Annotated in this window: 5 protein-coding genes and 1 pseudogene; 2 read left to right on the forward strand and 4 right to left on the reverse strand. The window is 58.0% G+C overall.

Annotation, left to right across the window (positions count from 1 at the left end):
* Nucleotides 1–83 precede the first annotated feature (83 nt).
* The 3 genes and pseudogenes from PMI01S_RS17965 to PMI01S_RS17975 all read right to left on the reverse strand — a co-directional run.
* Nucleotides 84–9,176: pseudogene (locus PMI01S_RS17965) on the reverse strand (non-ribosomal peptide synthetase); the annotation flags it as partial.
* 815 nt (nucleotides 9,177–9,991) lie between these two features.
* Nucleotides 9,992–11,374, reverse strand: coding sequence for a cysteine--tRNA ligase (gene cysS, locus PMI01S_RS17970; RefSeq protein WP_084321348.1), 1,383 nt, complete (start codon nucleotides 11,372–11,374; stop codon nucleotides 9,992–9,994).
* 17 nt (nucleotides 11,375–11,391) lie between these two features.
* Nucleotides 11,392–13,092 (reverse strand): glutamine--tRNA ligase/YqeY domain fusion protein, encoded by a 1,701-nt coding sequence (locus PMI01S_RS17975; protein WP_084321350.1) that lies wholly within the window; start codon nucleotides 13,090–13,092, stop codon nucleotides 11,392–11,394.
* 260 nt (nucleotides 13,093–13,352) lie between these two features.
* Here PMI01S_RS17975 and PMI01S_RS17980 point away from each other — a divergent pair, with 260 nt between their 5' ends.
* A complete protein-coding gene (locus tag PMI01S_RS17980; RefSeq protein WP_084321352.1) occupies nucleotides 13,353–13,859 on the forward strand; it encodes a peptidylprolyl isomerase in 507 nt (168 codons plus the stop codon).
* Nucleotides 13,856–14,620, forward strand: coding sequence for a UDP-2,3-diacylglucosamine diphosphatase (lpxH, locus tag PMI01S_RS17985; RefSeq protein WP_084321354.1), 765 nt, complete (start codon nucleotides 13,856–13,858; stop codon nucleotides 14,618–14,620). Before PMI01S_RS17980 ends, lpxH begins: the two co-directional genes overlap by 4 nt.
* Before the next feature lie 99 nt (nucleotides 14,621–14,719).
* Here lpxH and PMI01S_RS17990 read toward each other — a convergent pair whose 3' ends face one another.
* Nucleotides 14,720–16,249 carry a DHA2 family efflux MFS transporter permease subunit gene (locus PMI01S_RS17990; RefSeq protein WP_084321356.1) on the reverse strand — a complete coding sequence of 510 codons (1,530 nt, stop codon included), beginning with the start codon at nucleotides 16,247–16,249 and terminating at the stop codon, nucleotides 14,720–14,722.
* Nucleotides 16,250–16,279: the final 30 nt, after the last annotated feature.

The raw sequence follows: 16,279 nt of genomic DNA on the forward strand, positions 1-16,279 counted from the left end.
CGCCTGAATGGTTATTTGAACAAGGCTACAAGTGGGCGTTACAAACCCACTTGCATGTAGTGAGCGAAATGCTCAATCACCTCTTACAAAAGCGCTCGATTGATTGCTTCAGCCAAGTGTATGCGATTACTGACGTCCTCCATCATCGACCCATGCCCGCCTGGAATTGAAACAGAACTAATCGCTAGATCAGGCAAGAGTTCTCTCCACCCGCCTACCCTATCAACCTGCGGCAGAGGGGTACGCTCACGATCAGCCGCGTAGAAATGATAGAGATTGATCGGCAATGGAGATGGTTTATAGGCGCCGGCGATGTGTGAGAAATGATAAATGGCTTGCCATTTGACTATTTCCAGCGAGAGGTCTGCATTTAAATCATAGCCTCCCAAATCCTGTGCTTTTTTAATCAGCTCAGCAAACTCATCACCCTCATTTAACACATCGAATTTATGACGCTCCGCCTCGGAAGCCACCGTCTTAACATGCTCAATAAAATACTGCTTAATACCCTGGTTTTTATAAAGCAACTTATGCGGCGCGGGAACATCAATAAAGCCTAAAAATCCAACGCTGGCCTCTTTGCACATAAGCGCATGGGCGATGGCATAAGCGAGAATCCCTCCAGAGGAATACCCCGCAATGCGATAAGGCCCTTCAGGCTGGATCGCCTGGATGAGCGGTATCATTCTTTCGGCCATATCCTCCATTGAATGAGCCAGAGAGTCGCCAATCGCCGACCATGGCAATACATGAATCGGGCAGCTAACGCGAATTTGTTGGGCCAGCGAAATAGCATACGAATAATCGGCTAATCCCGAGGGCACGAAAAAGACCGGGGGCTCGGTCCCGCCAGCACGCACCGTGATCGCCCCGATCTGCGGGTTGAACACAGGGGACTGTGCGATCCGAGCGGCAAGGTTAGCCAATCGCGGGTGTTCAAAAATGTCGCTCAACGAACACTCCAAACCATAACTCCTGACTTTCTGCATCAGCTGGACGGCCATGAGCGAATGGCCGCCGAGGGCGAAGAAGTTGTCATGGCGACCGATCTGCTCAACACCAAGCAACCCTGACCAAAGCGCTGCCAGGATCGTCTCGGTCTCACCGTGCGGTGCCTCATACGCCGCATGAGCAAAGGCCTCACCCTCGGGAACAGGTAACGCCCGCCGATCAAGCTTGCCATTCGGGGTTAGCGGTAAGCGTTCAATCAGCACAAAGGCAGACGGCACCAAGTAGTCAGGTAGACGCTCACTCAGATAATCACGCAGTCGTCCTGCAAGCGGTAAACCCGCCTCCGAGTCGGCATTTCCCAATACCTCTGACTGAGCCACTACATAAGCGACCAGTCGCTTGTCCGGGTCAACGCCTTGCGCCTCAACAACCGCCTCGCGGATGGAGGGATGCTCGGTCAATCTGGCTGCAATTTCACCTGGTTCAATCCGCAAGCCGTGGATCTTGACCTGGTCGTCATTGCGCCCCAGGAACACCAGGTTCCCGTCCGGCAGATAACGGGCCAGGTCCCCCGTCTTATACATACGCGCATCAGGCCCGCCGGCAAATGTATCGAGCAAGAAACGCTCAGCCGTCAGTTCGGCGAGGTTCAGATATCCACGCGCAACACCCATGCCCCCGATGTACATCTCACCCACCGCACCCAGCGGAACAGGCTCGCCATGCGCGTCCAGAAGGTAAATGCGGGTGTTTGAAACCGGACGACCTATCGGAACCGGATCAACGTCATCGGATGAACAGCGATAGACCGCCGCCCAGACTGTCGCCTCCGTCGGACCATATTCATTGAACAATTCCACGGATGTAAAGGCTGAAGTCACTTCCTGGATCAGCTTCGCAGGACACAATTCGCCCGCCACGATCACCTGAAGCAGTTGTCCATATCCGAGTTGGGCAACTTGCGGCAGAACCAGTCTTGCCAGAGACGGCACCAGCAGCACCGACGTGACTTTGTTTTCAATCAAATGGCGACTGATGATGTGTGGATCGACGACGGCTTTTCCACCTGGTAAACACAAAGCACCACCGGTTGTTAACGTTCCGAAAATGCCTGCCACGGAACTGTCAAACGCCATCGATGACAGCAGTAAAAATACAGCGTCGGAACTCGGCTTATAGACCGTGGTTCTTGCCAGTGTCGATGCGATTAATCCACGGTGTTCGATCATGACGCCCTTGGGCTGTCCGGTTGAACCCGAGGTATAGATCAGATAAGCGAGGTTGCGCGGTGTCAGGCCGGGGACCTGGAAATTGGCATCAGCCTTCGTCAGGATTTCATTGGGATCTAGCACGGTGTGGGACTGCAACACCTCACCCAGCACCTGCCTCCCGGCCGCATCCGCCAGCACCAGGACCGGCGCAGTATCGGCAAGAATGTAAGCCAATCGATCTCCCGGATAGGCCGGATCAAGCGGCACATAGGCGCCGCCCGCCTTCAGGATCGCCATAAGACCAACAACCATGGCCGCTGAGCGCTCGACACAGATCGCCACCCGCTGGTCTGGCCCGACGCCCTGCTCGATCAGCCGATGTGCCAGTCGATTTGCTCTGGCATTGAGCTCACCGTAACTGAGCGCCTCGCCCTCAAAGATCAGCGCCGTTGCCTCTGGACTGCGCGCTACCTGCTCTTCAAACAAATGATGAATACACAGATGATCCGGGCAGGATGCATCCGTCGCGTTCCACGTCTTGAGCAGCAAGGTACGTTCAGACGCAGGCAGAATGTTCAGCTGTCGAACCGGGCGGTGCGGCGAGCGCTCCAGGGTCTGCGCCAGACTGTCCAACGCCTGCTCCATGTAGCCACACACACGATCGGAATCGAACGGCGTGACCACTTGGGTCGTCAAACCCAGTGAGTGACTGAAATCTTCCACAGACAATGTGAACGGATAATTGGTCCGCTCTTGTTCACTCAAGAACTCGACGCCCTGCATTTGCCCCATGGTCTGGACAATGTTGTCCGCACCCGCCAGGTCATTGTGCCGATAGTTGAGCAATGCGCTGAACAGCGGCGTACCTGTAGCGACGCCACTGCACCTTTGTGCCAGCGCCAGCGAGGCATGCTCGTGGGCGAGCAACTCGGCCAGTCGGGCATGAGCCTGCCGGACACTTTCAGCGGTATCAATGCCGCCTGAGTCGAATCGTATCGGCAGCGTGTTGATGAACATGCCCATGGCTCGATCTGACCCATGGCCCGCTTGCATGCGCCCAAACAGCACCGTACCGAACACAACCTTTTCCTGGCCGCTGGTGCGCGCCAGTACCTGGGCAAAGGCAACGTGGCACAGACTGGCGAGACTCACATTCAATCGCTTCGCCTGCCCCCGCAGCCGATCATTGAGTTCGGCCGAAACCATGCGGTGGGTCTGGCCCACCTGCGCGCCGTCCAGATGCACTTCCGCCAATCCAAAGGGCAGCGTCGGCTCTTCTATGTCAGCCAGCATCGATCTGAAGAAACGTTCATGTTCCGCCACGCTCTTACCCAACCGCACCTGACCGATCAGGTTGCGGAACGGTTGAGGCGACGGCAGTTTCTCACCGCGCCCGGCGAGGAAAGCCTGCACTTCGTTATAAAAAAACTGCAATGAAGAAGCATCGTCAATCAAGTGATGCTGCAGCTGCATCAGAATAAAGCGGCCTGCGACAGGATCACGGGCCACGATAAAGCGCAGCACCGGCGCCTGGGTCAGGTCAATTCGGTGCCGACATGAATCAAAGCGCCGGGAAAGCTGGTCGGTAATGGGGCCATCCGCCGGATCGAGAACAACATCAGTGACGGAGAGTGGAGCCTGTCGCCAGATAACTTGCGCGGCGCGAGATAACCCTTCCCAAACAAAAGCGGTACGCAAAATGTCATGGCGGTCTACAACCCGTTGAACGGCGCCGAGATAGCGTTCCAATGTTCCACGATCAGCGAAGGCCATCTGTGTCACCAGCAAATAGGGGTCACCTTCCTTTGCCAGCATGTGGTGGAACAGGATGCCGTCCTGCATGGGTGAGAGCGCATAGATATCTTGGATGTTGGCTGCCCCCCCAGGTACCTGTGAAACGATCAGGTCGATATCCGATTGGCTGAGATCGATCAACGGCAGCAGGTCGGGCGTGATTCTGCACGTCTCGAACTTGATCAGATTGGGTGACACCACCACATCACGGTGTTGGCCAAGCGTACTGGCTAGCACCGACAACACGGGCGTCTGAAACAGATCACGCACAGCAAGGCTCAAGCCCTGGCGGCGCAACCGCTCGATCAGCCGCACAGCCAAGAGTGAGTGGCCGCCCAAGGCGAAGAAGTTGTCATGACGACCGACTTGTTCAACGCCAAGCAGCGCTGACCAGATCCCGGCAAGGGTGACCTCGATTTCGCCCAACGGCGCCTCGTAGGCCGCATGGGCAAAGGCATCGCCCTCTGGAACCGGCAACGCCCGCCGATCAAGCTTGCCATTAGCCGTCAGCGGCAAGCTTTCCATCTGCACAAAGGCAGACGGCATCATGTAGTCGGGTAAACGGCTGCTCAGGTAATCACGCAGCGCTCCCGCAAGTGCCAGGCCAGACTCTGAGTCGATCGACGTGTCCTGAACCTCGGACTGCGCCACCACGTAAGCCACCAGACGCTTGTCGGTCTTATCGCCTTGCGCCACCACCACCGCCTCGCGGATGGAGGGATACTCGGCCAATCGGGCCGCAATTTCACCCAGTTCAATCCGGAAGCCGCGGATCTTCACCTGGTCGTCATTGCGGCCAAGGAACGCCAGATTGCCGTTCGGCAGGTAACGGGCCAGGTCCCCCGTTTTATACATCCGCGCTTCAGGTTTACCAGCGAAGGGATCGCGCAGGAATCGCTCGGCCGTCAGCTCGGGCCGGTTCAGGTAGCCACGCGCAACACCGGCGCCGCCGACGTACATCTCACCCACGGCCCCCGTCGGAACAGGCTGGCCAAACGCGTCGAGAAGATAGAGATTCAAATCCGGCAGACGCCGACCGATCACGCTGTCGTCTTGTCGCGCATCGGATGAAGTCAGGGGGTAATAGGAGACGTGGACCGTGGTTTCCGTGATCCCGTACATGTTCACCAGTTGTGGGGCGGATTCGCCACGCACGCCATACCAGTCGCGCAGGGTCGACGGTTGCAGCGCTTCGCCGCCAAAAATGACATAGCGCAGGCGGTCCGATGACGGTTGTGTATACGCCATCAAGGCGGTAAAGGCGCTTGGGGTCTGGTTCAGGACGGTGACGCCCTGCTCACAAATCAACTGATAGAACGCTTGCGGAGAACGGGTAATAGCCTGCGGGACCAACACCAGCGTGCCGCCATAACGAAGGGCCCCCCAAACTTCCCAGACCGAGAAGTCGAAGGCAAAAGAGTGGAACAGGCACCAGACGTCACTGGCCGCAAAACCAAAGTCGGCATGTGTCGTGTCGAACAGACGCACCACCTGAGCATGCTCGATCATGACCCCTTTGGGCTGTCCGGTTGAGCCCGAGGTGTAGATGATATAAGCGAGGTTATTGGGGGTAAGGCCTGGAACTTCAGGGTTAGCGTCCGCCCCGATCAACGCTTCAGCGTGGGCCTCATTGGGGTCGATTACGGTACGAGCCTGCAAAGCGTCCCCGAGCGCTTGGCGCCCGGCCGCATCAGCCAGCACCAAAACCGGAGCCGTATCGCCAAGAATGAACGCCAGTCGCTCCCCCGAGTACTCCGGATCAAGCGGCACATAGGCGCCGCCCGCCTTCAGGATCGCCATCAAGCCAACAACCATTACCGCAGAACGCTCGACACAGATCGCCACGCGCTGGTCAGGCTTGACGCCCAAAGCAATCAGCCGATGCGCCAGCCGATTGGCCCTGGCGTTGAGTTCGCCATAGCTGAGCGACTCGCCCTCAAAGACCAGAGCCGTTGCCTCAGGATTGCGCGCAACCTGCTCCTCGAAAAGCTGATGCATACACAGATGAGCCGGGCAGGATTCATCCATCGAGTTCCATGTCTTGAGCATTAAGGTGCGCTCAGACGCATCAAGCAGGTCTATTTTGGCGACAGTCTGGCTGGCATCCCGGGTCATCTCGGCAAGGACAGTCTTCAGATAGCCCACGTGGCGCTCGATCGTGGCTGCGTCAAACAACGCCGTCGCATAGCCAAGCGCACCCACGATTCGATCGCCCGCCTCGGCCAGGTTCAGCTCCAGATCGAACCGGGCGACCTCATAGGAAGACCCCACCGGACTGGCTTCAAGGCCGGGCAAGGCCCATTGGCCTGCATCGTAGTTTTGCCAGGCAAATACCACTTGAAACAGTGGCGTATGGCTCAACCGTCTTGGCGGCTGCGTTATCTCCACCACCTGCTCGAACGGTAGATCCTGATGATCCTGGGCCTTGAGTGCCCGCTCGCGTACTTGAGCAATGAGTTCGGTAACGCTCGGGTTATCGCCAAGGTCAATCCGCAACGCCAGTGTGTTGACGAAGAAGCCGATCAGCGGCTCAATGTCGCAATGGCCCCGGTTGGCACTTGGCGCGCCGATCACAATGTCTTCCTGTCCCGACAGGCGTGACAGCACTGTTGCCCAGGCTGACAACACCGTCATGAACAGCGTCACACCTTGCTGCTGGCTGAAACGCCTGAGGGCCGTTGTCAGCTCGGCACCGAGTTCGATTGGCACAGAGGCGCCCACAAGGGACTGCTGCTCAGGCCGCCGCCGGTCTGTTGGCAGGTCGAGCAGCGTCGGTGCATCGGCCAGCGCCTGCTCCCAGTAAGCCGCCTGCTCATTCAAACGCTCCCCCGACAGCCATTGCCGCTGCCAGGCGGCATAGTCCGGATACTGGATTGCCAGCGGCGGCAATGGACTGGCCTGATGGTTGCTGAAAGCCGTGTACAGCGCACTCAGCTCAGGCAAAAGTATGCCGAGCGACCAGCCATCCGAGACGATGTGGTGTTGTGTGAGCAGCAATACATGCTCATCTGCAGATGAGGCGACCGGCACCCGGAACAGGCAAGCCCGAATCAGCGGGCCTGTAGCGAGATCAAAGGGCGCTCGGGCTTCGTCGGTACAAAGCCTTGCAAGCTCGGCTTCTGCGTCCGATCCAGGGAGATCAATCTCGCGCAATGTCAAACCCTGGTCGCTGGCCAGCAGACGCACTTCGACCTCGCCCTCTTGGGTGACAAAGACCGAGCGCAATGCCTCATGGCGCGACCACAGTGCATCAAGGGCCTGCTGCAAGACCGTCACGTTCAACTGGCCGCGCAATCTCAGGGCCAAGGGGATGTGATAGGCGTCGCTGAACCCACTGTCGAGTTGCGCCAGAAACCACAGTCGCTGCTGAGCGAAAGACAACGGCAAGGACTCATCGCGAGAGAGGGTCCGGATCGATGCACGCGCCACAGCGCCGCCGTCGCGCTGGGCTTCAATCGCCAACGCCACAGCCTGGAGCGTTGGAGAGGCGAACAAGGTTGCGAGCGGCAATTCAGCCCCAAAGGCTCCTATGCGACTGACCAGCCGCACGGCCATGAGCGAATGGCCGCCGAGGGCGAAGAAGCTGTCATGGCGACCGACCTGTTCAACGCCAAGCAGCTCCGACCAGATCTCGGCAAGGAGGACCTCTGCCTCGCCCAGCGGCGCTTCGTAGGCCTCACGGGCAAAAGCACCCTCCTGCGGAACCGGCAACGCCTTGCGATCAAGCTTGCCATTGGCCGTCAGGGGGAAGCTTTCCATCCGCACAAAGGCAGACGGCACCATGTAGTCGGGTAAACGGCCACTCAGATAGTCACGCAGCGCTCCCGCCAGCGCCAAGCCAGTTTCAGAATCTACCGATGCGTCATGAACCTCGGACTGCGTCAAAACATAAGCAACCAGGCGCTTGTCGGTCTCCTCGCCTTGCGCCACGACCACCGCCTCGCGGATGGAGGGGTGCTCGGCCAATTTGGCCGCAATCTCACCCAGCTCGATCCGGAAACCACGGATCTTCACTTGGTCGTCATTGCGACCCAGAAACACCAGATTGCCGTTTGGAAGATAACGGGCCAGGTCCCCCGACCTGTACATCCGCGCGTCAGCTTTCCCCGCAAAGGGGTCGTGCAGGAAACGCTCTGCCGTCAGCTGGGGACGGTTCAGATAGCCGCGCGCCACACCGGCGCCGCCGACGTAAATTTCACCCACTTCCCCCATCGGAACAGGCTGGCCATGCGCGTCGAGTAGATAGAGATTCAAATCCGGCAGACATTGACCGATCACGCTGTCGGCTTGTTGCGCATCCGATGAAGTCAGCGGGTAATAAGTGACGTGGACCGTGGTTTCGGTGATCCCGTACATGTTGACCAGTTGTGGGACAGATTCTTCACGCACCCCATACCAGTCGCGCAGGGTCGACGGCTGCAGCGCTTCGCCGCCAAAGATGACGTAGCGCAGATGGTCCGATGACGGTTGTACGTATTCCATCAAGGCTGTGAAGGCGCTCGGGGTCTGGTTCAGGACAGTGACGCCCTGCTCACAAATCAGCTGGTAGAACGCTTGCGGAGAACGGGTAATAGCCTGCGGGACCAGCACCAGCGTGCCGCCATAACGAAGGGCGCCCCACAATTCCCAGACCGAGAAGTCGAAGGCAAAAGAGTGGAACAGGCACCAAACGTCACGGGCCTCAAAACCAAAGGATGGATGTGTCGTGTCGAACAGACGCACCACCTGAGCATGCTCGACCATCACCCCTTTGGGTTGTCCGGTTGAGCCCGAGGTGTAGATGATATAGGCGAGGTTATCGGGGGTAAGGCCGGTGACTTCAGGATTGGCGTCCGCTTCAGCGTAGACATCACGGGGATCAAGGACGGTATGAGCCTGCAAAGCAGCCCCGAGCGCTTGGCGCCCGGCCGCGTCAGCCAGCACCAGGACCGGAGCCGTATTGGCAAGAATGAACGCCAGCCGTCCCCCCGAATATTCCGGATCGAGCGGCACATAAGCACCGCCCGCCTTCAGGATCGCCATCAGGCCAATAACCATCGCTGGGGAGCGCTCGACACAGATCGCCACAAGCTGGTCAGGTCCAACACCCAAGGCAATCAACCGATGGGCCAGCTGGTTAGCCCTGGCGTTGAGTTCGCCATAGCTGAGCGTTTCCCCCTCAAAGACCAGTGCCGTTGCCTCAGGGTTGCGCGCAACTTGCGCCTCGAATAAATGGTTAATGCACAGATGATCCGGATATTTAGACGTAATCTTCACCTTTACCTCCTGGAAACGAAAACTCCATTTTTATCGATTGATTGCACCTAAGTTCGGACAAGTGCAGATTCTATGTAATATTACCCATTGAACCACACCTCTCATACATCGTTACGACCTCCCCATTGGAAAAACAGCGAATAAGGCAAAATCCTACTCATCCGTCAGAAAGTTCCGACAATAATGACAGAGAGCCTATATTAATTAAAAATACAAACACCAACAACTTTAGAGACTCAGCCCCGCACACTTTTATACACTCGACAGACTTATATAAAACACGACCACGCACTCTTATCCCCCATCAAGGTTTATCGTATTTTTTATACCGAATGACTTACGCCAACAACACTTCAAAAACACTGAAATCTCCAAGACCAAGGATAATTATTATTCTCTAAACAGTCTGAGCATCTCGAATGATTAGTTGCTTGAATTTTTTAACACAACGACAACAGCAAATAAAACTCTAAAAACAAAAAACACTTACACCTATTGAAATACCAATCAAAGCCTAACTCTCGATAACATCTTAAAATAACGTAACCCGTTTCATTCAACACCAACAAAAACAATTTTCTCGCCACCCTAAAATCAGGAATCTACCGAAGAGGCTCAAAAAAAATATCCTTATGTTATGAGACATGCATCATTATCTGGACCATCGTGCTCGGACTTCATCAGAACTTTTACCCGCAACATTATCCCCTGCCAGACGCCCCTCCCAAAAAAACAAAAACCCGCACAAGGCGGGTTTTGTTTTGCAGCAATCACAGCAATCAGTCAGCCAGACGCCAGGTCGTTCCGCCCTTGCCGTCTTCCAGCACCACGCCCATGGCGGTGAGCTGGTCGCGGATACGGTCGGATTCGGCCCAGTCTTTAGCCGCACGAGCCGCCAGACGCGCCGCAATCAGCGCATCAACCTCAGCCGCATCGACCCGCCCTTCAGCGCCGGCCTGCAGGAAGTCATCCGCCTCGAGCTGCAACACGCCCAGCACGCTGGCCAGTTCCTTCAAGCGCGCCGCCAGACCCGCCGCCGCATCAAGATCGCTCTCGCGCAGACGGTTGATCTCGCGAACCATCTCGAACAGCACCGCACAGGCCTCCGGCGTGCCGAAGTCGTCGTTCATCACCTGGGTGAAGCGCTCGACAAAGGCTTCGCCGCCAGCCGGCGCCACGCTCGGCAGGCCTTTCAACGCATGGTAGAAACGCTCGAGTGCGCCTTTGGCGTCCTTGAGGTTGTCTTCCGAATAGTTGATCGCGCTGCGGTAGTGGCTCGACACCAGCAGGTAACGCACGACTTCCGGGTGATACTTTTCCAGCACGTCGCGAATGGTGAAGAAGTTGTTCAAGGACTTGGACATCTTCTCGCCATTGATGCGAATCATGCCGCAATGCATCCACGCGTTGGCGTATGTCTTGCCGGTGGCCGCTTCGCTCTGGGCGATTTCGTTTTCGTGGTGCGGGAACTCCAGATCGCTGCCGCCGCCATGAATGTCGAAGGTCTCGCCGAGGCAGCAGGTCGACATCACCGAGCATTCGATGTGCCAGCCCGGACGCCCGTCGCCCCACGGCGACGGCCAGCTCGGTTCACCCGGCTTGGCGCCTTTCCACAGCACGAAGTCGAGCGGGTCCTGCTTGGACTCGTCGACTTCGATCCGCGCGCCGATGCGCAGGTCTTCGATCTTCTTGCGCGACAGCTTGCCGTAGCCCATGAACTTGGCGACGCGGTAGTACACGTCGCCATTGCCCGGAGCGTAGGCATAACCCTTGTCGATCAGGGTCTGGATCATGGTCTGCATGCCAGCGATATGATCGGTGGCCCGCGGTTCCATGTCAGGCTTGAGGATATTGAGGCGCGCCTCGTCCTCGTGCATTGCGGTGATCATGCGCTCGGTCAGCACGTCGAACGGCTCGCCGTTCTCCTTGGCCCGATTGATGATCTTGTCTTCAATGTCGGTGATGTTGCGCACATACGTCAGGTTATAACCGCTGAACCGCAACCAGCGGGTCACCAGGTCGAACGCAACCATGCTGCGGCCATGGCCAATGTGGCAATAGTCGTACACGGTCATCCCGCAGACGTACATGCGCACATTGTTGCCATCCAGCGGCTTGAAGACTTCTTTGCTCTTGGTGAGCGTGTTGTAGATCGAAAGCACGTTAGAGGTTCCTTGAATCACTGGCCCCACGAATCACGCAAGGTCACGGTACGGTTGAACACCGGACGACCGGGTTTCGAGTCCTTGATATCCGCGCAGAAGTAACCTTCGCGCTCGAACTGGAAACGGTCTTCCGGCTGTGCATCGCCAAGCGAAGGCTCAGCACGACAACCGGTCAGCACTTGCAGCGAGTCAGGGTTGATGTTGTCCAGGAAACTGGCGCTGTCTTCGGCCTTCTCAGGGTTCGGTGAGCGGAACAGGCGATCGTACAGACGCACTTCGCATTCAATGCTGGCCGCGGCCGGCACCCAGTGAATCACGCCTTTGACCTTGCGGCCTTCAGGGTTCTTGCCGAGGGTTTCCGGGTCGTAGGAGCAACGCAGTTCGACGATGTTGCCATCGGCGTCCTTGATCGCTTCGTCGGCACGGATCACGTAGCTGCCGCGCAGGCGCACTTCGCCGTTCGGCTCCAGGCGCTTGTAGCCTTTTGGCGGCTCTTCCATGAAGTCATCGCGGTCGATGTAGATTTCACGGGAGAACGGAAGCTTGCGCACGCCCAGTTCTTCTTTTTGCGGATGACGCGGCAGCTCGAGGTGATCGACCTTGTCTTCCGGATAGTTGGTAATCACGACCTTCAGCGGACGCAGCACGCACATGGCGCGCGGAGCGTTCTGGTCCAGATCCTGACGGATGCTGAACTCAAGCATGCCGAAGTCGACCACGCCGTCGGAACGGTTGGTGCCGACCATGTCGCAGAAATTGCGGATCGACGCCGGCGTGTAGCCACGGCGGCGGAAGCCGGACAGCGTGGACATGCGCGGATCGTCCCAACCGTGAACGTGCTTTTCATCAACCAGTTGCTTGAGCTTGCGCTTGCTGGTGATGGTGTAGTTCAGGTTCAGGCGGCTGAACTCGTACTGACGCGGTTTCGCCGGGACGGGCAGGTTCTCGAGGAACCATTCGTACAGCGGACGGTGGCTTTCGAACTCCAGGGTGCAGATCGAGTGGGTGATGCCTTCGATAGCGTCCGACTGACCGTGGGTGAAGTCGTAGTTCGGATAAATGCACCACTTGTCGCCGGTCTGGTGGTGATGCGCGTGACGGATGCGGTACATGATCGGGTCGCGCAGGTTCATGTTCGGCGAGGCCATGTCGATCTTGGCCCGCAGCACGCGTGCGCCGTCAGGGAATTCACCGGCACGCATGCGGGCGAACCAGTCGAGGTTTTCTTCCACGGAGCGATCACGGAACGGGCTGTTCTTGCCCGGCTCGGTCAGGCTGCCACGGTATTCCTTGGCCTGTTCCGGGCTCAAGTCATCGACGTAGGCCTTGCCGGCCTTGATCAGCTCGACGGCCCAGTCGTGCAGCTGGTCGAAATACTGCGAGGCGTAGCGCACTTCGCCGGACCATTCGAAGCCCAGCCATTTGACGTCGCTTTCGATCGCGTCGATGTATTCCTGGTCTTCCTTGGCCGGGTTCGTGTCGTCGAAACGCAGGTGGGTGACGCCGCCAAACTCCTGGGCTAGGCCGAAGTTCACACAGATCGACTTGGCGTGACCGATGTGCAGGTAACCGTTGGGCTCAGGCGGGAAACGGGTGACGATCTGCGTGTGCTTACCCGAGTCCAGGTCCGCCTGGATGATCGGGCGCAGGAAATTGACCGGCACGGCAGGGCCGGTCTTGGAATTCGAGGTAGGGTCGACAGTGGGCTTGCTCATAGGATCCTTGAACGTACAAGTGCGCGGCCAGTTGGCCAAATCAAAGCGGCGGTTAAATCAAAGGGGCTTATCATAGCCGATGCCGTCAAGTCGCTGACAGAGCAGGCCCGAAAACGGCTGCATTTAATCGGATGCAAATGAAAAACAGCCTCGAAATTCGCGCCCGGCACGCTAAACTGCGCACCTTGGCCGACATCGGCCGGACCGGTTGAGGGCTCAACGGCCCTGAAACCCAAGAATTCCCTGAAAGAGTACCGATCATGACCCAAGTCAAACTGACCACCAACCATGGCGACATCGTCCTGGAACTGAACGCTGAAAAGGCACCGCTGACCGTTGCCAACTTCATCGAGTACGTTAAAGCCGGTCACTACGAAAACACCGTTTTCCACCGCGTCATCGGTAACTTCATGATCCAGGGCGGCGGTTTCGAGCCAGGCATGAAAGAAAAGAAAGACAAGCGCCCAAGCATCCAGAACGAAGCCGACAACGGCCTGCCGAACGAAAAATACACCGTCGCCATGGCCCGCACCATGGAGCCGCATTCGGCTTCCGCCCAGTTCTTCATCAACGTCGCTGACAACAGCTTCCTGAACCACAGCGCCAAGACCGTTCAGGGCTGGGGCTACGCAGTATTCGGTAAAGTCGTTGCCGGCACCGACGTTGTCGACAAGATCAAAGGTGTTTCCACCACCATGAAATCCGGCCACCAGGACGTGCCAGCAGAAGACGTGATCATCGAGAAAGCCGAGATCATCGAAGCGTGATACTGCTGATTTCAGACTTGCATCTGGAAGAGGAGCGCCCGGACATCACCCGGGCGTTTCTGGATTTGCTCGCCGGACGCGCCCGCTCGGCGAGTGCGTTGTACATCCTGGGCGACTTTTTCGAGGCGTGGATTGGCGACGATGCCATGACGCCCTTTCAGCGTTCCATCTGCCAGGCCCTGCGCGACCTCAGCGACAGCGGCACGGCCATTTTTCTGATGCATGGCAATCGCGACTTCATGCTGGGCCAGGCCTTTTGCAAACAGGCCGGCTGCACATTGCTGAAGGACCCGAGTGTCGTGCAGTTTTACGGCGAGCCGGTGCTGTTGATGCACGGCGACAGCCTCTGCACCCGCGACGAGGCTTACATGAAGCTGCGTCGCTACCTGCGCAACCCGATCACCCTGTTCATCCTGCGCCACCTGCCCCTTGGCACCCGGCAAAAACTCGCACGCAAGCTGCGCAGTGAAAGCCGTGCGCAAACGCGGATGAAAGCCAACGACATCGTCGATGTCACCCCGGAAGAAGTGCCGCGGATCATGCAGGCCAATGGCGTGAAGACGTTGATCCATGGACACACCCATCGCCCGGCGATTCACAAGTTGCAGATTGGCGAGCAAGCGGCCAAGCGCATTGTGTTGGGGGATTGGGATCGTCAGGGCTGGGCGCTGCAGGTGGATGAGCACGGCTTTGCGCTGGCGCCATTTGATTTCGCCCCGCCGCCGCAACTTCCGGCCCTGTCGAACACAAAACCTTTGTAGGAGCCGGCTTGCTGGCGATAGCGGCTTATCATTCAACAACTTCATTGACTGAAAAACCGCTATCGCCAGCAAGCCGGCTCCTACAGAATTGTGTTGCGCTTAATGGCCGGAGGCCGCAGGCCCCGCCTTCGCTGCAAACGGCGGCTTCGCCAACCACACAATCACGATCAACCCCATGAACGCCCACCCCAGCAACGTGAAGTAATCCACGGTGGAGAGCATGTACGCCTGACTGGTCAGCACATGATCGAGCTGCGCATACGCCGGGTTGCTCGCACCGCCCAGGCTGTTCAACGCCTCGCGGGTCGCGGGTTCATAAGTGCTGATGCTTTCGCTCATGTAGGCATGATGCTGATCCGCCCGGCGAATCCAGATCCAGGTCGTCAACGACGCCGCAAAACTGCCGCCCAACGTCCGCAGGAATGTCGCCAGGCCCGCGCCATCGGCGATCTGGCTTGGTGGCAGGTCCGACATCAGAATGCTCAAGGTCGGCATGAAGAACAGCGCCACGCCAATGCCCATGAACAGTTGCACCAGAGCGATGTGCTGGAAGTCCACTTCGTTGGTGAACCCGGCACGCATGAAGCAGCTCAGGCCAATCGCCAGGAACGCCAGGCCAGCCAATAACCGCAGGTCGAACTTATGCGCGTACTTGCCGACAAATGGCGACATCAGTACCGGCAGAATCCCGATCGGCGCCACCGCCAGTCCGGCCCACGTTGCCGTGTAGCCCATCTGGGTTTGCAGCCATTGCGGCAGGATCAGGTTGATCCCGAAGAACCCGGCGTAACCCAACACCAGCACAATCGTGCCGATGCGAAAGTTGCGGTAAGCGAACAGCCGCAGATTGACCACCGGGTGTTTATCGGTCATTTCCCAGATCACGAACACCGCCAGCGCTATCACTGAAATGGCGGCGCCGATGAGGATGAAGCTCGATTCGAACCAATCCAGATCGTTACCCTTGTCGAGGATCACCTGCAACGCGCCGACGCCAATGATCAGCGTAATCAAACCGACGTAATCCATCGGTTGGTAACTGGTTTCCACCGGCCGTGCCTTGAGTTGCTGGCGCACCACCATCACCGCGAAAACGCCGATCGGCACGTTGATAAAGAAGATCCACGGCCAGCTATAACTGTCGGTAATCCAGCCGCCAAGAATCGGCCCGGCAATCGGCGCGACCACCGTAACCATTGCCAGCAATGCCAGGGCCATGCCGCGCCTGGCGGGCGGATAGACCGCGATCAGCAGCGTCTGGGTCATCGGGTACAACGGCCCGGCCACCAGGCCCTGCAGCACCCGAAAGCCGATCAGCTCCGGCATCGAGGTCGAGATACCGCACAGAAACGAAGCGAGCACGAACAGAATCGTCGCCCAGAGAAACAGCTTCACCTCACCGAAACGTCGGCTCAGCCAACCGGTCAGCGGCAACGCGATGGCGTTGCTCACCGCAAACGAAGTGATCACCCAGGTGCCCTGCTCCGAACTCACGCCGAGGTTGCCGGAAATCGTCGGCAACGCCACGTTGGCGATGGTGGTGTCGAGCACTTGCATGAAGGTCGCCAGCGACAGGCCAATGGTGCTGAGCAGCAGGCTGGGCGGCGTGAAAGACGCGTTATTGCTCATCGCGAATCCTTTGAGACCTGATAGGCGCTG

The sequence above is a fragment of the Pseudomonas migulae NBRC 103157 genome (assembly GCF_002091715.1).
Lineage (GTDB): Bacteria > Pseudomonadota > Gammaproteobacteria > Pseudomonadales > Pseudomonadaceae > Aquipseudomonas > Aquipseudomonas migulae_A.